The organism is Pantoea sp. 22096 (assembly GCF_052045955.1).
Taxonomy (GTDB): domain Bacteria; phylum Pseudomonadota; class Gammaproteobacteria; order Enterobacterales; family Enterobacteriaceae; genus Pantoea; species Pantoea alfalfae.
Window position 1 is genome coordinate 1 of record NZ_JBQEPW010000003.1, and the last position, 20,484, is coordinate 20,484.

Consider the following 20,484-nt stretch of genomic DNA (forward strand, 5'->3'; position numbering starts at 1 on the left):
CGAAGGTCCCCCTCTTTGGTCTTGCGACGTTATGCGGTATTAGCCACCGTTTCCAGTGGTTATCCCCCTCTATCGGGCAGATCCCCAGACATTACTCACCCGTCCGCCACTCGTCACCCGAGAGCAAGCTCTCTGTGCTACCGTCCGACTTGCATGTGTTAGGCCTGCCGCCAGCGTTCAATCTGAGCCATGATCAAACTCTTCAATTTAAGTTTGATTTGCTTAAACAAGTTAAGCGGTGCTCATCTGTAAAACGTCATAATGAATTTCATTATGTGTTCACTCGTGAGGCTTTGATATTTTTGTGCGTCCAAAGACGCTGATATCAATCCTGCGAGTGCCCACACAGATTGTCTGATAAATTGTTAAAGAGCAGTGCGAACAGTGCGTTAGCGTCCTGTCGCGAGGTGGCGTATATTACGCTTTCCTCCTGCAGAGTCAACCTCTTTCTCAGAAGTTTTTCTCCGGCGGCGCAGTCTCCTGTGCCTCTCAACCCGTTTCCCGTTGCCGGTTTGCCGTGTCAGTGGAGGCGCATTATAGGGAACGGCTCAGATAGCGCAAGTGCAAATCACAACTTTTTTACTGACCGTTCAATTTGCGCTCAAAAGGAGTAATAAATAAGCAAGAATCCCCCAAAAGGGCAAAAAAAACGGGCCAGAGGCCCGTTTTTCAACTCGCACCCTTACTGATGTGCAGTTATGACGTCGTTTACGACATCCATTTCGATGGTTTTACCCGGCACCAGCGAACCTGCAAGGATCTGCTGAGCCAGCGGGTTCTCAATCTGCTGCTGTATCGCCCGTTTCAGCGGACGCGCACCATAGACCGGGTCATACCCGTTCTCCGCCAGCAGTTTGATCGCATCATCGGAGATGTGCAGCTGATAGCCACGTTCATCCAGACGTTTGTACAACCGCTGCAGCTGAATCTGCGCAATAGAAGCAATGTGTTTCTCAGCCAGCGGATGGAACACCACCACCTCATCGATACGGTTGACGAATTCCGGACGGAAATGCTGTCCGACCACACCCATAACAATATCTTTCATTTCCGGATAGCTGAGATTGCCGAACCGTTCCTGGATTAAATCCGATCCCAGGTTAGAGGTCATGATCACCACGCTGTTACGGAAATCGACCGTACGACCCTGCCCATCCGTCAGACGCCCATCATCCAGCACCTGCAGCAGAATGTTGAAGACATCAGGATGCGCCTTCTCGACTTCATCCAGCAGGATTACCGAATAAGGACGACGACGTACAGCTTCGGTCAGATAACCGCCCTCTTCATAGCCGACATAACCCGGAGGTGCGCCCACCAGCCGCGACACTGAATGTTTTTCCATAAATTCGGACATGTCGATACGAACCATCGCATCGTCACTGTCGAACAGGAAGTTAGCCAGCGACTTACACAGTTCGGTCTTACCTACCCCGGTAGGACCCAGGAACAGGAAGGAACCAATAGGCCGGTTAGGATCTGACAGGCCAGCACGACTACGGCGAATCGCATTTGATACTGCTTCAACCGCTTCATCCTGTCCGATGACCCGGCCATGAAGATCCTGCTCCATGCGCAGTAACTTATCGCGCTCACCTTCCATCATTCGCGCCACCGGAATCCCGGTCCAGCGCGCCAGCACATCGGCAATCTCCACATCGGTTACCCGGTTGCGCAGTAACTTCATGGTTTTGCCTTCCGCCTGAGTCGCTGCGGCCAGCTGTTTTTCCAGTTCAGGAATTTTACCGTACTGCAGTTCTGACATCTGCGCGAGATCGCCCTGACGACGAGCCTGCTCTAAGTTCAGACGCGCCTGCTCAAGTTCAGCTTTAATATTCTGCGTGCCGGACAGCGAGGCTTTCTCAGTCTTCCACTCATCTTCCAGTTCGGCGTATTCGCGCTCTTTCTGGTTCAGCTCAGTTTCCAGCATCTCCAGACGTTTGATACTGGCATCATCCGCCTCTTTCTTCAGCGCCTGCTGCTCCAGCTTCAGCTGAATGATACGGCGCTCAAGGCGATCCAGTGACTCCGGCTTCGAGTCCATCTGCATACGAATGCTGGAAGCTGCCTCATCGATCAGGTCAATCGCTTTGTCCGGCAGCTGGCGGTCCGCAATGTAACGATGAGAAAGCGTTGCTGCTGCGACAATCGCCGGGTCAGTAATCTGCACATGGTGATGCAGCTCATAACGCTCTTTCAGACCACGCAGAATGGCGATGGTATCTTCCACAGTCGGCTCAGCCACAAAGACTTTCTGGAAACGACGCTCCAGCGCGGCATCTTTTTCAATGTACTGGCGATACTCATCAAGCGTAGTGGCACCTACGCAGTGCAGTTCACCACGTGCCAGCGCTGGCTTGAGCATGTTACCGGCATCCATCGCACCGTCCGCTTTACCGGCTCCCACCATGGTGTGCAGCTCGTCGATAAACAGAATGACGTTGCCTTCCTGTTTCGACAGGTCACTCAGTACGCCTTTCAGACGCTCTTCGAATTCACCACGATATTTCGCCCCGGCCACCAGCGCCCCCATATCCAGCGCCAGTACCCGGCGGCCTTTCAGGCCTTCAGGGACTTCACCGTTAATGATGCGCTGCGCCAGCCCTTCAACAATCGCGGTTTTACCCACGCCAGGCTCACCAATCAGTACCGGGTTATTTTTGGTTCGGCGCTGCAGAACCTGGATAGTGCGACGAATCTCTTCATCACGACCAATCACCGGATCGAGTTTGCCCTTCTCGGCTCGCTCGGTCAGGTCAATGGTGTATTTTTTTAATGCCTGGCGCTGATCTTCAGCCCCCTGATCGTTCACGTTGTCTCCTCCCCGCATCTGTTCAATCGCACTGGTGATTTTTTCGCGCGTTGCGCCCGCGGCTTTAAGCAGATCGGCCAGTGCACCACGTGATTCAAGGGCGGCCAGAACAAATAATTCGGATGAAATGAAGTTATCATTGCGCTTCTGCGCCAGCTTGTCGCACAGGTTTAATACCCGTACGAGGTCAGATGAGGGTTGTACATCCCCTTCGCTGCCTTCAACTTGTGGCAGGCGATCGATGGCCTCCTCAATGTGAGCGCGAAAAGGCGTAACGTTGACACCCGCAGAAGTCAGTAAAGGTGAAACCGATCCGCCTTCCTGTTTGAGCAACGCGCTCATCAGGTGCAGAGGTTCAATGAATTGGTTGTCGTGTCCCAGAGCCAGGGACTGCGCGTCGGCGAGAGCCAGCTGAAATTTGTTAGTAAGACGATCCAGACGCATAATTCCTCCCATTACAGGTCAAAATGCTACTGGAGATTAAATGAGGTCATCCCTCAAATTTTCAAGGTTAATGACCTGAGATTTGAGTAAAAAACACGCTAACTGGACCGTCTTATGGCGTAAGGTTATAACAGCCAGATCAAAGTTGCCATACGCCCGGTGATCCCATCGCGACGGAAGGAAAAGAAATCGTCGCGCTGGGTGAAGGTACAACGGCTGTCGGCACTGATTGATTTCACGCCCGCTGCCTGCAGTCGCATACGCGCCAGCAGCCAGATATCAGCGTAAAATTTGCCACCTGAAGGACGGAAAGCCTGCACGGCGCGAGGATCCTGAGCCATAAAGGCCTCACGTACTTCTGCACCAACTTCAAATGCATCCGGCCCGATTGCCGGACCCAGCCAGGCATGGATCTGATCCGATGGCGAACGAAACTGCGCCAGCGTATTTTCCAGTACACTCGCACAAAGTCCGCGCCAGCCTGCATGTGCCGCCGCCACTTCCGTCCCATCCTGCGAACAGAACAGGACCGGGAGGCAGTCAGCGGTCATGATGGCGCAGACGACGCCAGGCTGATCGGTGATACAGGCATCGGCATGCAATGGCGTACTTGCTCCTGCAGCCAGACGCACAACTTCAGTGCCATGAACCTGATCCAGCCACTGCGGCATCGCAGGCAAGCCCGCCTCTTCCATCAGCAACTGCCGGTTACGCGTTACCGTATCCGGATTATCCCCCACGTGCCCGCCGAGATTCAGTGCATCCCAGGGCGATGTACTGATGCCGCCCTGTCGCTGCGTCGAGCAGGCCCGAACGCGTGACGGAGCAGGCCATTGAGGCGTAATCAGATTCATCACCAGTTCATCTGGTCTTTGAATTCTTCGGTGTCTGCTTTTAACGCCGCGATCAGATCAACCATATCCTGTGGAAGCGCCGCATGGAATTCCATTTCAATCCCGCTGATAGGGTGATACAGACGCAGCATGGTGGCGTGCAGTGCCTGACGATCGAAACCGCGCAGCGTAGTGATAAATGCCTCTGATGCGCCTTTTGGCGGACGCGGACGGCCACCATAAAGCGGATCGCCTACCAGCGGATGGCTGATGTGAGACATATGCACACGGATCTGGTGAGTACGACCGGTTTCCAGACGCAGGCGAAGACGGGTATGCGCGCGGAAGTGCTCCATGATGCGGTAATGCGTCACCGCCGGCTTACCCATCGGGTGAACCGCCATGTGGGTGCGTTTGGTTGAGTGACGGCTGATAGGCTGCTCAACAGTACCGCCCGCCGTCATATTACCAATCGCAACCGCTTCATATTCACGGGTGATTTCGCGACGTTGCAGCGAGTCCACCAGATGCGTCTGAGCCGGTACAGTTTTCGCAACCACCATTAAACCGGTGGTGTCTTTATCCAGGCGGTGTACGATGCCCGCACGCGGCACATCCATAATCGCTGGATAGTGATGCAGTAAGGCGTTGAGTACCGTACCATCCGGGTTACCGGCGCCAGGGTGAACCACAAAGTCGCGTGGTTTGTTGATGACGATGATGTCCTCATCTTCATAAACGATGTCGAGTGGCAGATTTTGCGGTTCCCAGCGCTGTGCCTCTTCGATCTCAGCGTCAATCGCGACCAGCTCGCCGCCCAGCACTTTTTCTTTAGGTGTATCGACCATGATGCCGTTTACTGTCACGCGACGGTCGAGGATCCACTCTTTTATGCGGGAACGTGAATAATCAGGGAACAATTCCGCCAAAGTCTGATCTAAGCGTTGTCCGAGTTGTGATTCGGATACCGTTGCGGTGAGTTGAACTTGTTGTGCCATATACAGCTTCTTCGTTAACGTTGGGTTTTCACGGCGATGCCGTTTAATATAATGTGCTATCGTACCTGGTCATTACCGGGAGCTATACGGACAGCTTCCGCCATAACATTTGAGGATAATCACTTCGTCATGACGCGTATGAAACATCTGGTGGCTGCTGCCACACTGAGCCTGGCACTTGTTGGTTGTTCCGGCTCAAATGACGCGGTACCGGACAGCCCGCCTTCTGAAATCTATGCTACAGCGCAGCAAAAGCTGCAGGACGGTAACTTTAAAGCTGCGATTAAGCAACTGGAAGCGCTGGATAATCGTTATCCGTTCGGTCCTTATTCGCAGCAGGTGCAGCTGGATTTAATCTACGCGTACTATAAAAATGCCGATCTGCCCCTGGCACAGGCTGCCATTGCCCGCTTTATGCGTCTTAACCCCACACATCCGAACATTGACTATGTCATCTATATGAAAGGTCTGACGGATATGGCGCTGGATGACTCAGCACTGCAGGGCTTCTTTGGTATTGATCGTTCTGACCGCGATCCGACGCACGCTCGTGATGCCTTCCGCGACTTCTCACAACTGCTGCGCAGTTACCCGAACAGCCAGTATGCGGCTGATGCTCAGAAACGTCTGGTCTATCTGAAAGACCGCCTGGCGAAATATGAGCTGTCAGTGGCGCAATTCTATACTAAGCGCGAGGCGTATGTCGCGGTTGTTAACCGTGTCGAAGGTATGATGCGCGATTATCCGGATACTCAGGCAACACACGATGCACTGCCGCTGATGGAAAATGCTTACCGCAATCTGCAACTGAACGCTGAAGCAGACAAAGTGGCGAAAATCATTGCAGCGAACAACAGCTGATAGCCCGGTAGCTTTTCAGCCATAAAAAAAAGCAGCCTGTGATGGCTGCTTTTTTTTGCTCAAAGAACAGTCATAAGTGGATCTGCTGCCAGCGAGCTAACTCATCAAGCATGCCGTGTTAATCGTTTCGCTTCAAGCCATTTCGGCCAGTTTCTCTGCCTTTCTCACAGAATGTTGTGACTGACAAAAAGTGACATTTTTTCGTGACCGAAATCTCACATTCAACGCTTTTTCGCGCTATGCTGAAAAGACCAAGACGGAAATGACAGAGAGGTAAGAAAGATGGTTCTGAACATTACCAGTAAACAAATGGACATCACTCCGGCAATCCGAAGCCATGTTGAAGACCGTCTCGCCAAGCTCGAAAAATGGCAAACCGACCTGATTAATCCACATATTGTCCTCTCCAAAGAGCCCAAAGAATTCGTGGCTGACGCCACTATTAACACACCTAACGGGACTCTGGTGGCCAGCGCCAAGCATGATGATATGTATACCGCGATCAACGATTTAATCGCGAAGCTCGAACGTCAGCTGAATAAAGTTCAGCATAAGTCTGAAGCGCGCCGCGCCAGTGCCAGCGTAAAAGACATTATCCCCGCCGACGAAGAGTCCTGATTTTCATAACGCGCCTCCGGGCGCGTTTTTTATTGACAGCTTTTAAGCAGTACGGTTACTCTCAGGTCACTCTTTTTTCGGACGTTCACATGAAACCTGATCTGTTTTTCTTCGCTTTCTTTTTTACCTTCCCCTGAATGGGAGGCTATTCGTCGTGTGAAAATGAAAGCGAAGACGAACAACGAAGCCTCCCAACCGGGAGGCTTTTTTATTGGATAGCATACAGGTGAGCCCTATGAATCCCGACAATCCATTGCTGGCACTACGCGATAAGATCAGCGCAGTGGATAAAAAACTTCTGACGCTGCTGGCCGAGCGTCGTCTGCTGGCAGTGGAAGTCGCACAAGCGAAACTGGCAACGCATCGCCCGATTCGCGATGTGGAGCGCGAACGCGCGCTGCTGGAGAATCTGATTGTGCTGGGTAAAGCGCATAAACTGGATGCGCACTACATCACCCGCCTGTTCCAGCTGGTCATCGAAGATTCCGTACTGACGCAGCAGGCATTGCTGCAGAAAAACCTCAATCATCCCCATGCACATGCCGCCCGCATCGCTTTCCTGGGTCCGAAAGGCTCTTACTCGCACCTTGCCGCACGCAACTACGCGTCACGTCATTTCGATAGCATGGTGGAGTGTGGCTGCCTGAAGTTTCACGACATCATTAAGCAGGTCGAAAATGGCGTGGCTGATTACGCCGTGATGCCGATTGAGAACACCAGTTCGGGTTCGATCAACGATGTCTACGATCTGCTGCAACAGACCAGTCTCTCTATTGTGGGCGAGCTGACCTTACCTATCGACCACTGCGTGCTGGTGAATGGTTCTACCGATCTGCAGCAGATTGAGACGGTGTACAGCCATCCTCAGCCCTTCCAGCAGTGCAGTCAGTTCATTAACCGTTTCCCGCACTGGAAGATCGAATATACCGAGAGTACCGCGGCAGCGATGGAGAAAGTGGCTGCGCTCAACTCACCTAAGGTGGCGGCGCTGGGCAGTGAAGCCGGTGGCGAGCTCTATCAGCTGCAGGTGCTGGAGCGTAATCTGGCGAATCAGCAGCAGAACCATACCCGCTTTATCGTGCTGGCCCGCAAAGCCATCGAGGTTTCAGATCAGGTGCCAGCGAAAACCACGCTGATTATGGCAACCGGCCAGCAGGCGGGTGCGTTGGTTGATGCGCTGCTGGTTCTGCGTCAGCACAATCTGATTATGAGCAAGCTGGAGTCCCGCCCGATTAATGGCAATCCGTGGGAAGAGATGTTTTACATTGATGTGCAGGGCAACCTGCAATCGGAGCGGATGCAGCAGGCGCTTCAGGAATTACAGACCATGACCCGCTCTCTGAAGGTACTGGGCTGCTACCCCAGCGAAAATGTGGTGCCCGCTGACCCTGGCGAATAAAAAGAATAAAAAAAGGCATCCAGCTGGATGCCTTTTTCATAGATGGATGGCTGTTATTTATGGGCGGCTGTCATTGGCCGAACGCAGCAGACTTCGGCTTTCGACCAGGAAGCGTTTTGCGTGATCGCCAAACCACTGTTCAACCCGGTTAAAGCTGGTGATAAATGCCTGCTTGTCGCCCTGCTCCAGCAGCGCAATCGCTTCACCAAACCGCTGGTAATAGCGTTTTATCAGCGCCAGATTACTCTCTGAAGACATGATGATATCCGCATAGAGTTGCGGATCCTGCGCGAACAACCGCCCCACCATCGCCAGTTCAAGCCGGTAAATGGGTGACGAGAGCGCCAGCAGCTGATCCAGATTGACGTTCTCTTCGGCTAAATGCAGACCATACGCAAAGGTCGCAAAGTGACGCAGCGCCTGTATGAATGCCATGTTCTGGTCATGCTCAACAGCGCTGATACGATGCAGACGCGCACCCCAGACCTGAATCTGCTCCAGGAACCACTGATACGCTTCCGGTTGTCTTCCATCACACCAGACCACCACCTGTTTTGCCAGGCTGCCGCTGTCCGGGCCAAACATCGGATGCAGACCCAGTACCGGGCCGTTATGAGCGGCCAGCATCGCCTGCAGAGGCCGGTTTTTCACTGACGCCAGATCGACCAGGATACAATCTTCAGGCAGTGGCGGCAGCTGAGCAATGACCTGCTCGGTCAGATGAATCGGCACGCTAATGATCACCATACCGGCATCGCTAAGCAGTGCCCCAGCCTGTGGCCAGTCCTCTTTATCCAGCGTTTTAACCGTATAGCCAGATAGCCCGAGCATTTTTTCAAACAGCCGGCCCATCTGGCCCTTACCACCGACGATGACCACCGGACGCAGTTCAGGACAAAGGGTTTTAAAGCCTTTGTCATTCTCGCTGGTATAGGATTCCCGCATTACGCGACGCAGCACATCCTCAATCAGATCCGGTGGTACGCCGAGCGCTTCGGCCTCTTTGCGACGCGAAGCCAGCATCGACGCTTCACGCTCAGGCACATAGATAGGCAGGCCGTAACGGCTCTTCACTTCTCCTACTTCGGCCACCAGTTCCAGTCGCTTAGCCAGCAGATCCAGCAGCGCTTTATCAACACTGTCAATTTGATCGCGTAACGCGGTCAGTTCAGCCACCATTGCTCTTACACCTCTTGTGACAGACGCGCCGACAGCACTCCCTGCAGATCCTGATGCATTTCACGCAGCAACGTTTCGGTCACTTCCCAGTTGATGCATGCATCGGTTACGGAAACGCCATACTTCATTTCGCTGCGTGGCTGCTCAGAAGACTGGTTACCTTCATTGATATGGCTTTCCAGCATCAGACCAATGATAGAACGGTTCCCGTCTTTGATCTGCGCAATAGCGGATTCCGCTACGCCAGGCTGACGGCTGTAGTCTTTGTTCGAATTACCATGGCTGCAATCTATCATTAAGGCTGGACGCAGTCCCGCCTTGAGCATCTCTTTTTCACACTGCGCGACATCTTCAGGACCGTAGTTCGGCGCTTTGCCACCACGCAGGATCACGTGACCATCCGGATTGCCCTGCGTCTGCAGCAGGCAGACCTGACCAGCCTGATTGATCCCGACAAAACGGTGCGGCATTGCGGCAGCACGCATGGCGTTGATTGCCGTTCCCAGACTACCATCGGTGCCATTTTTAAAGCCTACCGGCATCGACAGGCCCGAGGCCATTTCACGGTGCGTCTGAGATTCAGTAGTACGTGCACCAATGGCAGACCAGCTGAACAGGTCGCCCAGATATTGCGGGCTATTAGGATCCAGCGCTTCAGTGGCCAGAGGCAAACCCATTTCAACCAGGTTCACCAGCAGCTGGCGCGCAATGTGCAGACCCGCTTCCATATCAAACGAGTTATCCATGAAAGGATCGTTGATCAACCCTTTCCAGCCGACGGTGGTACGAGGTTTTTCAAAATAGACGCGCATCACGATAAAAAGCTGATCTTTCAGCTCTTCAGAAAGGGTTTGCAGACGACGAGCATAGTCCAGTGCCACTTCGGTATCGTGAATTGAGCAGGGTCCGCACACCACCAGCAGACGCGGGTCGCGGCCGGCAATAATGTCAGAGATGGTCTGGCGGGACGCCGCAACCTGATCCTGCTGTTCAGCGGTCAGTGGAAACTTCGCTTTCAGCTCTTCAGGCGTGATGAGTACCTGTTCACCGGCGATATGCACATTGTTCAGCGCGTCTTTTTGCATGATGGCGATCCTTTGGCTCGTATTAGCTGATTGGGGCTCCTCATCGAGGAATACAAATACTGTATCACAGGCAATACATAGCGCAATATTATATGTACACATTCATTACCACAGTTCAAAAGTAACAAACAGCACCTTAATAAAAACCATAAATATCAATATTATAAAAAATAACCGCACTACAATAATTGCCATTAATCGTAAAGTTAAGTTTACGATTAGCTTTATTGCGTTTCTGCCTGCTGCAGGCAAAATGAACATAATGTTTATTTTAATGCTGAGTCCATCATGCACGCCTCCCCACTTAACATCTATCTGCGACCTTTTGAGCTTAACGACGTTTCCGCGTTTACTGCTGCGGTGAATGACTCACTGGACAGCCTGATCCCCTGGATGGTCTGGGCGCATCACGATTATCAGCCTCACGAAGCAGAAAGCTGGATCCGCTTTACTCACTGGCAACGGATGAGGGAGGAGGCGGAAGAGTTTGCAATCGTTGATCAGCATGACCAGCTGCTGGGGGGCGCAGGAATACGCTTTGCCCGTCATCCGGGTGACACCAGCGCAATTGGTTACTGGGTTCGCAGTGATGCACAGCGTCAGGGAATCGCCAGCCGCGCGGTGGCCGCTTTGCTGCCGCTGGGGTTTTCACGCCCAGAGACCCGGGTGATTGAGATTCTGGCAGCAGAGGATAACCTGGCCAGTCGGAGCGTGGCTGAGAAGTGCGGTGGTCAGTTCATTGGCTGTCGCTATGGCCTGATCGTATTAGAGAAAGGGCCGGTTAATACTGCGATTTATCATTTTCAGCGGCCGGCTGCCAGTTAGCTTCTGTCAGCTGGCTGCCATCAGGAAAAAAAAAGGGGCTGGCAGATGCCAACCCCTTGTTTGCTATTAACTTTTAGATGTCGCGTTAGCGATACCTTAGTTAAGACGCTCTTTAATACGAGCAGACTTACCAGTACGCTCACGCAGGTAGTACAGTTTGGCTTTACGCACAGCGCCACGACGTTTAACAGCGATGCTGTCAATTACAGGTGAATGAGTCTGGAATACACGCTCAACGCCTTCGCCGTTAGAAATTTTGCGAACAGTGAATGCAGAGTGCAGACCGCGGTTACGGATAGCGATAACCACGCCCTCGAATGCCTGCAGACGTTTTTTAGAACCTTCAACGACCCATACTTTCACTTCCACGGAATCACCCGGGCGGAAGGAAGGTACGTCCTGTTTCATCTGCTCTTGTTCAATTTGCTTGATAATGTTGCTCATAATTAAATCTCATATCCTGGGTAAACTGATAGTCGGGGAAGATCACTCTTCCACATCATCGTTTTGTTGCTGCCGGGATTCCCGCTGGAACTCGTTCAGCAACCTTGCTTGCTCTTCAGTCAGAGCCAGGTTTTCCAGAAGTTCAGGTCTTCTCAGCCAGGTACGGCCTAGCGACTGCTTCAGACGCCAGCGGCGAATATCAGCATGGTTACCTGACAGTAATACTGCCGGGACCTCCACGCCGTCTAACACTTCAGGACGGGTATAGTGCGGACAATCCAGCAAACCGTCAGAGAACGAATCCTCATCGGCTGACGCCTGCTTGCCGAGTACGCCTGGAATAAACCGGGCAACTGCGTCAATCATCGTCATCGCTGGCAGTTCCCCGCCGCTGAGAACGTAATCACCGATTGACCATTCTTCGTCAATTTCGGAATGAATTACGCGCTCATCAATCCCTTCATAACGACCACAGACCAGAATTAACTTGTCTCGTGCCGCCAGTTCGCAAACGCCCTGTTGGTCCAGTTTGCGGCCCTGAGGTGAAAGATATATCACTCTGGCGCCATCACCTGCCGCTGCTTTCGCTGCGGAGATGGCATCCCGTAAGGGTTGTACCATCATCAGCATTCCCGGTCCGCCGCCATAAGGACGATCATCCACGGTACGGTGCCGGTCGTGCGTGAAGTCACGAGGACTCCAGCTCTGAATGCTGAGCAGACCGTTTTTTACAGCCCGGCCAGTTACCCCGTAATCGGTAATAGCGCGAAACATTTCTGGAAACAGGCTGATAACACCAATCCACATTGTATTCGCCGTTACGTTACCGTTCGATTCGGAGATCAAAAACCAGGATCCCAATCTACCTCAATGACGCCAGTAGAGAGATCGACTTTCCTGATAACCTGTTCATCAAGAAACGGAATTAACCGCTCCTGAGCACCGAATGCATCTTTCAGGTTTGCCTTAACGACGAGTACGTCGTTCGAGCCGGTTTCCATCATATCGATGACTTTACCCATCTCGTAGCCTTCGAGGTTAACTACCTGGCAGCCCATAAGGTCTTTCCAGTAGTAATCACCCTCTTCCAGCGATGGCAACTGCGTCGAGTCAACCTGAATTTCGCAATTGGTTAACTGAGCCGCCGCATCCCGATCGTCAATGCCTTTGACTTTGATGATCAGGTCCTGATTGTGGTGCTTCCAACCTTCCAGTTCGACCTGCTGCCATTTACCGGCGCGCTGGATGAACCAGGGTTGGTAGTTGAAGATGCTTTCAGCGTCTTCAGTGGAGGAAAACACTTTGAGCCAGCCGCGAATACCGTAGGCGGCTCCCATCTTACCCAATACAATCGGGTTAACAGGAGGCTGTGCGGCAAGTTGTCTGCTCATGCTCACCACCGTGACAGATTAAGCTGCTTTCTTAGCTTCTTTGACCAGCGCGTTAACGCGATCAGAGAGTGTTGCGCCCTGGCCAACCCAGTGCTCGATACGGTCCAGATCCAGACGCAGACCTTCAGCCTGACCAGATGCGATCGGGTTGAAGAAACCAACGCGCTCGATGAAACGACCGTTGCGTGCATTGCGGCTGTCAGTGACGACGACCTGATAGAACGGACGCTTTTTAGCGCCGTGACGTGCCAAACGAATTGTTACCATAACATCCTCTTCAGTTAATAAAACACCCGGCCCCCATCGAGGAACGGGGTCCGGGTGCTGTATAAAAAGCCCGAAAATTTTACTCATTTTGGCGAAAAAAGCAACCTAAACCGTGCCTTTCCGGGCTTTTTTGTGGAACGCTTAGCGGCCAGGGAATCCTGGCGGCATCATACCCTTCATGCCGCGCATCATTTTCGCCATACCGCCCTTCTTCATTTTCTTCATCATACGCTGCATGTCGTCGAACTGCTTCAATAAGCGGTTAACGTCCTGCACCTGCATTCCGGAGCCAGTTGCGATGCGGCGCTTGCGCGAGCCTTTGATGATTTCTGGTTTCTCACGCTCTTTGCGTGTCATCGAGTTGATGATGGCTTCCATGCGTACCAGCACTTTGTCATCCATCTGCGATTTCACATTGTCAGGCAACTGTCCCATACCGGGCAGTTTGCCCATCAGACTGGCCATGCCGCCCATGTTGCGCATCTGCTTCAGCTGCTCAAGGAAGTCATTGAGATCAAAACCGTCGCCGGTTTTCAGCTTCTTAGCCAGTTTCTCCGCCTGATCACGGTCAACCTTGCTTTCGATATCTTCGATCAGTGACAGCACGTCACCCATGCCGAGGATACGTGACGCAATACGGTCAGGATAGAACGGTTCAAGCGCTTCGGTTTTTTCACCGACACCCATGAATTTAATCGGCTTGCCGGTGATATGGCGAATCGACAGCGCTGCACCACCGCGGGCATCACCGTCAACCTTGGTCAGGATAACCCCGGTCAGCGGTAGGGCTTCATTAAAGGCCTTAGCCGTGTTTGCGGCATCCTGACCGGTCATGGCATCGACCACAAACAGCGTTTCTACCGGCTTAATCGCGGCATGAACCTGTTTGATTTCGTCCATCATCGCTTCGTCAACGTGCAGACGACCGGCGGTATCCACCAGCAACACATCGTAAAACTTCAGGCGGGCTTCACGCAGCGCATTATTGACGATATCGACCGGCTTCTGACTGAGATCGGACGGACAGAAATCCACGCCAACCTGCTGTGCCAGCGTTTCCAGCTGTTTGATTGCCGCCGGACGATAGACGTCGGCAGAAACCACTAAGACTTTCTTTTTGTGTTTTTCACGCAGGAACTTACCCAGCTTAGCGACGCTGGTGGTTTTACCGGCACCCTGCAGGCCCGCCATCAGTACTACGGCTGGTGGCTGAGCCGCCAGGTCGAGTGCGTTGTTCTCTGCACCCATCGCCGCAACCAGCTCGTTGCGAACGATTTTGATAAACTCCTGACCTGGCGTCAGGCTTTTATTCACATCATGGCCGACCGCGCTCTCTTTCACACGGTTGATGAAGTCACGTACCACTGGCAGGGCAACGTCAGCTTCAAGCAGCGCCATGCGCACTTCACGCAGGGTCTCTTTGATGTTCTCTTCAGTCAGCCTTCCGCGGCCGCTGATATTTCGCAGGGTTTGCGACAAACGATCGGTTAAATTATCAAACATGGTCTCTCACTTAAAAAGATCGCGAGGCGCCTGATCGGCAGAATGCGGCGGATTATAACACGAAGCCTCGGCGATCTCTGCAATTGCCCCTCAGATCGTTTGGAGCCTGCTTCGGCTGGCGCTATACTGCCTTTTTCCTTATCTGACTGAACCTGAAAGGATCTATGTTCGTTTTCGCGATAGTGGCGCTATTCGCCTACTCTTTAAGCCTTGCCCTGATCATTCCCAGCCTGTTGAAACGTAACGGCGGCTGGCGGCGAATGGCGATGCTCTCTGCCTGTGTGGCGCTGGTGACACACGCGGTGGCCTTGCAGCAACGCATATTTGCGGTTGATAGCGGACAGAATTTAAGCCTGCTCAACATAGGCTCGCTGGTCAGCCTGTTGATTTGCGCCATCATGACCATTGTGGCGTCACGCAACCGTGGCTGGCTGTTGCTGCCGATTGTTTACAGCTTCGCGCTGATTAATCTGGCCTTCGCCACTTTCGTCCCCAATGCGTTCATTACCCATCTGGAAACCACGCCAGGCATGATGATCCATATCGGTCTGTCGCTGTTCGCCTATGCGACACTGATTATTGCCGCGCTCTATGCGCTGCAGCTGGCGTGGATTGATTACCAGCTAAAAAACAAGCGACTGGCGTTTACTCAGGATATGCCGCCACTGCTGACCATCGAACGTAAGATGTTTCACATTACTCAGGTCGGCGTCGTGCTGCTGACGCTGGTGCTCTGCACCGGTCTGTTTTATATGCAGGATCTCTTCAGCGCAGAAAACGTCGATAAAGCCGTTCTCTCCATCATTGCGTGGTTTGTTTATATCGTTTTGCTCTGGGGGCACTATCATGAAGGCTGGCGTGGTCGCCGCGTTGTCTGGTTTAACTGCAGCGGTGCGGTGCTGTTAACCATGGCTTACTTCGGCAGTCGCATCCTGCAGCATCTGCTTGTCCCTACCTCTCGTTAAAAAGGAAGTTCTGCGTTGGAGAATGTTTCAACCACCACGCTGATTATTATTCTCTGCGTCATGGTCCTGGTTTCCGCCTGGTTTGCCGGGTCGGAAACCGGAATGATGACGCTTAACCGCTATAAGCTGCGCCATCAGGCAAAAAACGGTAATCGCGCCGCACGCCGGGTGGAGAAGCTACTGCGTCGTCCTGACCGGCTGCTCAGTCTGGTTTTAATCGGTAACAACCTGGTCAATATTCTGGCCTCTGCCCTTGCCACCATCGTAGGCATGCGTATTCACGGTGATGAAGGCGTCGCGATTGCGACCGGCATCCTGACCTTTGTGGTGCTGGTCTTCGCTGAAGTGCTGCCAAAAACCGTGGCGGCGCTCTATCCTGAGCGTGTCGCCTTTCCCAGCAGCCTGCTGCTGGTCCCGTTGCAATATATCATGCTGCCGCTGGTCTGGTTGCTTAACACCATTACCCGGCTGCTGATGAGGATAGCGGGTATCCGCGCTGACGGTGCCATTAACTCTGCGCTGAGCAAAGAGGAGTTACGTACTATCGTCTATGAGTCGCGTAGCCTGATGTCACGCCGGAACCAGGACATGCTGCTCTCTGTTCTCGACCTGGAGAAAGTCAGCGTTGACGACATCATGGTGCCGCGTAATGAGATTGTCGGCATCAACATCAACGATGACTGGAAGTCGGTCGTACGTCAATTAAGCCACTCGCCACACGGCCGCATCGTGCTGTTCCGGGACTCGCTGGATGACTGCGTCGGCATGCTGCGGGTACGCGAAGCCTGGCGCATGATGACGGAGAAAAAAGAGTTCACCAAAGAGACGCTGCTGCGTGCCGCCGATGAGATCTACTACATCCCGGAAGGGACACCGCTTAACACCCAACTGGTGAAGTTTCAGCGCAATAAAGAGAAAGCGGGCGTGGTGGTGGATGAATATGGCGACATCAAAGGGCTGGTGACGATTGAGGACATTCTGGAGGAGATTGTCGGTGACTTCACTACCTCCATGTCACCGTCACTGGCAGAAGAAGTAATGCCGCAGAATGATGGCTCGGTGCTGATTGAGGGTAGTGCTAACGTGCGTGAAATCAACAAGGCATTTAACTGGCAGTTGCCAGAGCAGGAAGCCCGCACTATTAACGGCATGCTGCTGGAAGCGCTGGAAGAGATCCCTGCCATCGCCACCCGTGTTCAGATCGGCCATTACAACGTCGATATTCTGGACGTGCAGGACAACATGATTAAACAGGTGCGCATCACGCCAAAGACGCCACTGAAAAAATCGGTCGGTTCCTGAAGCCATAAAAAACGCCGCAATCGACATGATGCGGCGTTTTTTTTAGCAGAGAGGCTCTGGCTAGATGTGCAGTTCTTTCAGCTTTTCAGCAGGCAGCTTCAGATCGTCGTTGCGGTTAACGCCGATCTCATGCGCCAGCACATTGCGCGCGATCTGCTGCGCTTCATCCAGTGAGTGCAGCTTGTAGCTGCCACACTGGTATTCATTCAGCTCAGGGATCTGGTTCTGATCTTTCACTTTCAGAACATCTTCCATCGCCCCTTTCCACGCTTTCGCAACGCGCTGCTCGTCTGGCGTACCAATCAGGCTCATGTAGAAGCCGGTACGGCAACCCATTGGCGAGATATCGACGATTTCCACACCGTCACCATTCAGGTGATCGCGCATGAATCCGGCAAAGAGATGCTCCAGCGTATGAATGCCACGCTCAGTGAGAATATCAATGTTCGGGCGGCAAAAACGCAGGTCAAAAACGGTAATCGTATCGCCATGCGGAGTCTTCATGGTTTTTGCAACGCGTACTGCCGGTGCGCCCATGATGGTGTGATCAACGGTAAAACTGTCCAGTAGTGGCATACGTCACCTCCTGTTCTGAGAATTTTTTTTAAAACGATGAAACTTTTCTGTTCGCCCAACGTCTGAATATATGAAAGACGCGCATTTGTTATCATCATCCCTGACAACAGAGATGTTAATTTGGCCACATTGATGTGGCCTTTTTCTTTTCTACCCTTCCCGGCTCGCCAGATATGCTTCAAAATCCAGCTTATCACTCGCTTCCAGCTGCTGCTGTGCAGCAACAGATTCCTGCGCCTGACGCGTGAAATCGTCTTCTGTCAGCACTTCCAGCGGCTCTTCGCAGAGCAGATGGCGATACTGTTCAGCCAGCGCCACGCCGGTTCCGGTTACACCATTGTCCTTCATTGCCTGAAGGATGCGCGCCGAGTAGGTTAGCTCAGGATCGTCGAACGATGCTACCAGTTGATCGCAAACCTGCTGATATTCCGTGCTGTCCTGATTATTGCTGTCTAAGACTTCAGCAACCCGACGCAGATCGGCAAACAGGGTTTTGCCGACTTCCACCAGCGAATGTTCCGCTTCTCCGCATCCTACGGCAATTTTCTGGTCCGGTTTACGCCCTTCCAGCACAACCCGGTTCCAGTTTATGCGGGTGCATTGCAGCTCATCGGCACTCATCTCCGGCGCATCCGCCAGGGTACACCAGATCAGGAACAGGTCGAGAAAGCGAACCTGATTTTCATCAACGCCGATGGCAGAGAATGGGTTGATATCCAGCGAACGCACTTCAATGTACTCAATACCACCACGCAGCAGCGCATCAGATGGGGCTTCACCCGAGCGTGTCACACGCTTAGGCCGGATTGGCGCATAGAGCTCGTTTTCAATCTGCAGCACGTTGGTGTTGAGCTGCAGCCAGTTACCGTCGGCATCTTTAGTGCCCATCGCGGCATACTCTTCTGACGGCGTCTTAATCGCTTTTTTCAGCGCGGTGACATAGCCTTCCAGCGAGTTAAACGTGATGCCCAGAGAGCTCTGTGATTTATTGGTGTAGCCTAAATCGCTCAGACGCAGCGAGGTGGCGTACGGCAGCCACATCGTATCTTTGTCGTTGGTTTCGAACGGCAGCGCGCTCTCACGGCCCTGCAGGAAGCTGGAGCTGATAGCAGGCGATGCGCCAAACAGATAGGGGATGACCCAGCCGAAGCGATAATAGTTGCGGATCAGCCGCAGATAGCCCGCCGAAATCGTCTCTTTTCCGCTTTCCTGATCTTTCACGTCAGCCCACTCCTGCCAGAATGAGAGTGGCAGCGAGAAGTTATAGTGAATGCCGGAGATGGTCTGCATCAACGCGCCGTAGCGGTTTTTAAGGCCTTCGCGGTAGAGCGTCTTCATCTGACCGATATTGGACGTGCCATATTGCGCCAGCTCAATATTGTCTGCGTCGTCAATCTCGCATGGCATACTGAAAGGCCACATGCGTTCATCACCCAGTTCACGGGCCACGTGACGATGAATATCGCGCAGGAATGCCAGCATATGATCAATGCTGTGATCCACTGGCGTAATAAATTCCAGCAACGTTTCGGCAAAGTCAGTGGTGATCCAGTCATGTTTCAGCGCCGACCCCAGAGATTCTGGGTGGCCGCTTTTTGCCAGTTCGCCATTTGCCTGTACACGCAGCGTTTCACGCTCGATGCCACGGCCAATACCTTTAAGGGCATTGGGATGCGCTTCCAGCCAGGAGAGCGCTTTAGATACGTCCGGGATCACATTACCCCCCCGCTGTGATAATAATTTATTTTTGTTCAGCATAATGTTAACCGTAGCCTCGAATCTATGCGAATCAATGCCACCATTGCATACCCTGTAATGTGGCAGTCGCGATAACGATATAACGCAGTGTTTTGCCGACAGCGAGAAACAGCATCGCGGGTAGCCAGGCGAAACGTAACCAGCCTGCCAGAACGCAGAGCAGATCACCTATCACTGGCAGCCAGCTGAATAACAGTGCTGCAGGTCCCAGTCGGTGCAACCACGTCATTGCTGTGTCATGCCATCGCCCCTGACGTTTTAACGGCAGCAAGCGACCAATAAGAATGTTGGTTAAGCCGCCCAAGGTGTTTCCCAGTGATGCGGCCAAAAGCAACCCGTAAACTGATGTCTTTTTTGCTATCAATAATGCTATCAGCAGTGCTTCAGAACTTCCCGGCAGGAGCGTTGCACTTAAAAAGCTGCTGCCGAACATTGAGGCATAGGTAAGAACGTCACTCACAGTAAGCGGACATCCACCACAGCCATACCTGCCGCCTTCGCTGCCTGAATACCAAAGTCCGCATCCTCAAACACCACACAGCGTGCCGGCGTCACACCCATCAGCTCAGCGCAGCGTAAGAAGGTTTCAGGCTCAGGTTTATGACGCTGTACGTCGTCAGCATCAACGACTGCAGAGAAGAGCTCACGCACGCCCAGCTGCGTCAGTAACGCCTCTGCCATACTGTGTTCGCTTCCGGTACCCACCGCCATCGGACGCCGCCCGTGATACGCTTTCACCACCTCCATTAAAGGCAGTGGCTTCACGTTTTCCAGCAGCATCGCTTTCACGGCAGCGGTTTTTTCTGCGGCAAGAAGATGAGGGTCGAGTGACGACTGATTGGATTCAATGATGAACTGCGACAGCCGCCAGGTTGGTGCGCCATTGAAGTCGATAATACGAGCTTCATCCAGCGTTAATCCATAACGCGCCAGTACCTGACGCCACGCTTTTCGATGTGTCGGCTCAGTATCAAGAATCGTGCCGTCCATATCGAAAATCAGGGCGTCATATTGATCGTACATTGTCACTCCGGACATCCACCAAATGAGACATTACTTTAGCCTAATGTGGACAGGTTGTCGCCAGGGGGGATGAACAGCAAATGCTTTGAAAGCATTAGCAATTTTTGTTTTCAGATAAAGGTGATCGTGCGCGGCCAGTGATAACAGTACGAATTTTAAGCGAATTTTTAACATTCTTTTGGCTGACAGGCGGCGGCGGAC

Annotated in this window: 21 protein-coding genes, 1 rRNA gene and 1 other annotated feature; of the genes, 7 read left to right on the forward strand and 15 right to left on the reverse strand. The window is 52.8% G+C overall.

Annotation, left to right across the window (positions count from 1 at the left end):
- The 4 genes from ACTJKZ_RS12685 to rluD form a co-directional block, all read right to left on the reverse strand.
- Positions 1-209: ribosomal RNA gene (locus tag ACTJKZ_RS12685) — 16S ribosomal RNA — on the reverse strand; the annotation flags it as partial.
- Between the two features lie 473 nt (positions 210-682).
- Positions 683-3,268: an ATP-dependent chaperone ClpB gene (gene clpB / locus ACTJKZ_RS12690; RefSeq protein WP_202605109.1), complete on the reverse strand. Its 2,586-nt coding sequence runs from the start codon at positions 3,266-3,268 to the stop codon at positions 683-685.
- Positions 3,269-3,381: 113 nt separating this feature from the next.
- Positions 3,382-4,110 (reverse strand): purine nucleoside phosphorylase YfiH, encoded by a 729-nt coding sequence (gene yfiH, locus ACTJKZ_RS12695; RefSeq protein ID WP_440829689.1) that lies wholly within the window; start codon positions 4,108-4,110, stop codon positions 3,382-3,384.
- Positions 4,110-5,087 carry a 23S rRNA pseudouridine(1911/1915/1917) synthase RluD gene (gene rluD / locus ACTJKZ_RS12700; protein ID WP_440829690.1) on the reverse strand — a complete coding sequence of 326 codons (978 nt, stop codon included), beginning with the start codon at positions 5,085-5,087 and terminating at the stop codon, positions 4,110-4,112. Before rluD ends, yfiH begins: the two co-directional genes overlap by 1 nt.
- 129 nt (positions 5,088-5,216) lie before the next feature.
- On the opposite strand from rluD, the gene bamD reads away from it, so the two are divergent.
- The 4 genes from bamD to pheA all read left to right on the forward strand — a co-directional run bounded on the left by bamD (position 5,217) and on the right by pheA (position 7,965).
- A complete protein-coding gene (gene bamD, locus ACTJKZ_RS12705; RefSeq protein WP_009086788.1) occupies positions 5,217-5,948 on the forward strand; it encodes an outer membrane protein assembly factor BamD in 732 nt (243 codons plus the stop codon).
- A gap of 282 nt (positions 5,949-6,230) precedes the next feature.
- Positions 6,231-6,566, forward strand: a complete 336-nt coding sequence (gene raiA / locus ACTJKZ_RS12710) for a ribosome-associated translation inhibitor RaiA (protein ID WP_161736779.1) — start codon at positions 6,231-6,233, stop codon at positions 6,564-6,566.
- 88 nt (positions 6,567-6,654) lie between these two features.
- Positions 6,655-6,779, forward strand: a sequence feature (Phe leader region).
- On the forward strand, positions 6,656-6,703 hold the full coding sequence (gene pheL, locus ACTJKZ_RS12715; RefSeq protein ID WP_193555295.1) for a pheA operon leader peptide PheL: 48 nt from the start codon (positions 6,656-6,658) through the stop codon (positions 6,701-6,703). Its footprint overlaps the feature before it by 48 nt.
- A 22-nt stretch (positions 6,780-6,801) precedes the next feature.
- Positions 6,802-7,965, forward strand: a complete 1,164-nt coding sequence (gene pheA / locus ACTJKZ_RS12720) for a bifunctional chorismate mutase/prephenate dehydratase (RefSeq protein ID WP_253419727.1) — start codon at positions 6,802-6,804, stop codon at positions 7,963-7,965.
- 57 nt (positions 7,966-8,022) lie between these two features.
- Here the strand turns inward: pheA and tyrA are convergent, their stop codons facing one another.
- Positions 8,023-9,144, reverse strand: a complete 1,122-nt coding sequence (gene tyrA / locus ACTJKZ_RS12725; RefSeq protein WP_161736781.1) for a bifunctional chorismate mutase/prephenate dehydrogenase — start codon at positions 9,142-9,144, stop codon at positions 8,023-8,025.
- 5 nt (positions 9,145-9,149) lie between these two features.
- A complete protein-coding gene (locus tag ACTJKZ_RS12730; RefSeq protein ID WP_161736782.1) occupies positions 9,150-10,229 on the reverse strand; it encodes a 3-deoxy-7-phosphoheptulonate synthase in 1,080 nt (359 codons plus the stop codon).
- A 288-nt stretch (positions 10,230-10,517) separates the two neighbouring features.
- On the opposite strand from ACTJKZ_RS12730, the gene ACTJKZ_RS12735 reads away from it, so the two are divergent.
- Positions 10,518-11,054 (forward strand): GNAT family N-acetyltransferase, encoded by a 537-nt coding sequence (locus ACTJKZ_RS12735; RefSeq protein WP_440829691.1) that lies wholly within the window; start codon positions 10,518-10,520, stop codon positions 11,052-11,054.
- 96 nt (positions 11,055-11,150) lie between these two features.
- Here the strand turns inward: ACTJKZ_RS12735 and rplS are convergent, their stop codons facing one another.
- The 5 genes from rplS to ffh all read right to left on the reverse strand — a co-directional run bounded on the left by rplS (position 11,151) and on the right by ffh (position 14,659).
- Entirely contained in the window at positions 11,151-11,498 is a 348-nt protein-coding gene (rplS, locus tag ACTJKZ_RS12740) for a 50S ribosomal protein L19 (protein WP_003849035.1), read from the reverse strand.
- 42 nt (positions 11,499-11,540) lie between these two features.
- Positions 11,541-12,305 (reverse strand): tRNA (guanosine(37)-N1)-methyltransferase TrmD, encoded by a 765-nt coding sequence (gene trmD / locus ACTJKZ_RS12745; protein ID WP_050496505.1) that lies wholly within the window; start codon positions 12,303-12,305, stop codon positions 11,541-11,543.
- A 35-nt stretch (positions 12,306-12,340) separates the two neighbouring features.
- Complete coding sequence (gene rimM, locus ACTJKZ_RS12750) at positions 12,341-12,889, reverse strand: ribosome maturation factor RimM (protein WP_013358818.1); 549 nt, start codon at positions 12,887-12,889, stop codon at positions 12,341-12,343.
- An 18-nt stretch (positions 12,890-12,907) separates the two neighbouring features.
- A complete protein-coding gene (gene rpsP, locus ACTJKZ_RS12755) occupies positions 12,908-13,156 on the reverse strand; it encodes a 30S ribosomal protein S16 (protein ID WP_003849041.1) in 249 nt (82 codons plus the stop codon).
- A gap of 141 nt (positions 13,157-13,297) precedes the next feature.
- Complete coding sequence (gene ffh, locus ACTJKZ_RS12760) at positions 13,298-14,659, reverse strand: signal recognition particle protein (protein WP_013358819.1); 1,362 nt, start codon at positions 14,657-14,659, stop codon at positions 13,298-13,300.
- A gap of 164 nt (positions 14,660-14,823) precedes the next feature.
- Between ffh and ACTJKZ_RS12765 the strand changes: the two genes are divergently transcribed.
- Together ACTJKZ_RS12765 and ACTJKZ_RS12770 are read left to right on the forward strand one after the other, a co-directional pair.
- Positions 14,824-15,624 carry a cytochrome C assembly family protein gene (locus tag ACTJKZ_RS12765; protein ID WP_010248489.1) on the forward strand — a complete coding sequence of 267 codons (801 nt, stop codon included), beginning with the start codon at positions 14,824-14,826 and terminating at the stop codon, positions 15,622-15,624.
- Between the two features lie 15 nt (positions 15,625-15,639).
- The gene (locus ACTJKZ_RS12770; protein WP_013358821.1) at positions 15,640-16,926 is read left to right on the forward strand and encodes an HlyC/CorC family transporter; all 1,287 of its coding nucleotides are present in this window, start codon (positions 15,640-15,642) and stop codon (positions 16,924-16,926) included.
- A 60-nt stretch (positions 16,927-16,986) separates the two neighbouring features.
- On the opposite strand, the gene luxS is transcribed toward ACTJKZ_RS12770, so the two are convergent.
- From luxS to yqaB, 4 genes are all read right to left on the reverse strand, one after another.
- A complete protein-coding gene (gene luxS / locus ACTJKZ_RS12775) occupies positions 16,987-17,502 on the reverse strand; it encodes an S-ribosylhomocysteine lyase (protein WP_003849049.1) in 516 nt (171 codons plus the stop codon).
- Positions 17,503-17,652: 150 nt separating this feature from the next.
- Positions 17,653-19,260, reverse strand: coding sequence for a glutamate--cysteine ligase (gshA, locus tag ACTJKZ_RS12780; RefSeq protein WP_161732746.1), 1,608 nt, complete (start codon positions 19,258-19,260; stop codon positions 17,653-17,655).
- A 31-nt stretch (positions 19,261-19,291) separates the two neighbouring features.
- Complete coding sequence (locus ACTJKZ_RS12785; RefSeq protein WP_010248498.1) at positions 19,292-19,720, reverse strand: YqaA family protein; 429 nt, start codon at positions 19,718-19,720, stop codon at positions 19,292-19,294.
- A complete protein-coding gene (gene yqaB, locus ACTJKZ_RS12790; protein WP_440829692.1) occupies positions 19,717-20,283 on the reverse strand; it encodes a fructose-1-phosphate/6-phosphogluconate phosphatase in 567 nt (188 codons plus the stop codon). The genes ACTJKZ_RS12785 and yqaB overlap by 4 nt, the downstream gene beginning before the upstream one ends.
- Between the last annotated feature and the right edge of the window lie 201 nt (positions 20,284-20,484).

What these genes read in the sequence shown, in the direction of transcription:
- ACTJKZ_RS12765 (WP_010248489.1), top strand. Translation starts at nt 14,824, where the DNA reads ATGTTCGTTTTCGCGATAGTGGCGCTATTCGCCTACTCTTTAAGCCTT.
- gshA (WP_161732746.1), bottom strand. Translation starts at nt 19,260, where the DNA reads ATGCTGAACAAAAATAAATTATTATCACAGCGGGGGGGTAATGTGATC.
- ACTJKZ_RS12735 (WP_440829691.1), top strand. Translation starts at nt 10,518, where the DNA reads ATGCACGCCTCCCCACTTAACATCTATCTGCGACCTTTTGAGCTTAAC.
- pheA (WP_253419727.1), top strand. Translation starts at nt 6,802, where the DNA reads ATGAATCCCGACAATCCATTGCTGGCACTACGCGATAAGATCAGCGCA.
- yfiH (WP_440829689.1), bottom strand. Translation starts at nt 4,110, where the DNA reads ATGAATCTGATTACGCCTCAATGGCCTGCTCCGTCACGCGTTCGGGCC.
- rplS (WP_003849035.1), bottom strand. Translation starts at nt 11,498, where the DNA reads ATGAGCAACATTATCAAGCAAATTGAACAAGAGCAGATGAAACAGGAC.
- rimM (WP_013358818.1), bottom strand. Translation starts at nt 12,889, where the DNA reads ATGAGCAGACAACTTGCCGCACAGCCTCCTGTTAACCCGATTGTATTG.
- ffh (WP_013358819.1), bottom strand. Translation starts at nt 14,659, where the DNA reads ATGTTTGATAATTTAACCGATCGTTTGTCGCAAACCCTGCGAAATATC.
- rluD (WP_440829690.1), bottom strand. Translation starts at nt 5,087, where the DNA reads ATGGCACAACAAGTTCAACTCACCGCAACGGTATCCGAATCACAACTC.
- bamD (WP_009086788.1), top strand. Translation starts at nt 5,217, where the DNA reads ATGACGCGTATGAAACATCTGGTGGCTGCTGCCACACTGAGCCTGGCA.
- ACTJKZ_RS12730 (WP_161736782.1), bottom strand. Translation starts at nt 10,229, where the DNA reads ATGCAAAAAGACGCGCTGAACAATGTGCATATCGCCGGTGAACAGGTA.
- rpsP (WP_003849041.1), bottom strand. Translation starts at nt 13,156, where the DNA reads ATGGTAACAATTCGTTTGGCACGTCACGGCGCTAAAAAGCGTCCGTTC.
- luxS (WP_003849049.1), bottom strand. Translation starts at nt 17,502, where the DNA reads ATGCCACTACTGGACAGTTTTACCGTTGATCACACCATCATGGGCGCA.
- raiA (WP_161736779.1), top strand. Translation starts at nt 6,231, where the DNA reads ATGGTTCTGAACATTACCAGTAAACAAATGGACATCACTCCGGCAATC.
- trmD (WP_050496505.1), bottom strand. Translation starts at nt 12,305, where the DNA reads ATGTGGATTGGTGTTATCAGCCTGTTTCCAGAAATGTTTCGCGCTATT.
- tyrA (WP_161736781.1), bottom strand. Translation starts at nt 9,144, where the DNA reads ATGGTGGCTGAACTGACCGCGTTACGCGATCAAATTGACAGTGTTGAT.
- clpB (WP_202605109.1), bottom strand. Translation starts at nt 3,268, where the DNA reads ATGGGAGGAATTATGCGTCTGGATCGTCTTACTAACAAATTTCAGCTG.
- yqaB (WP_440829692.1), bottom strand. Translation starts at nt 20,283, where the DNA reads ATGTACGATCAATATGACGCCCTGATTTTCGATATGGACGGCACGATT.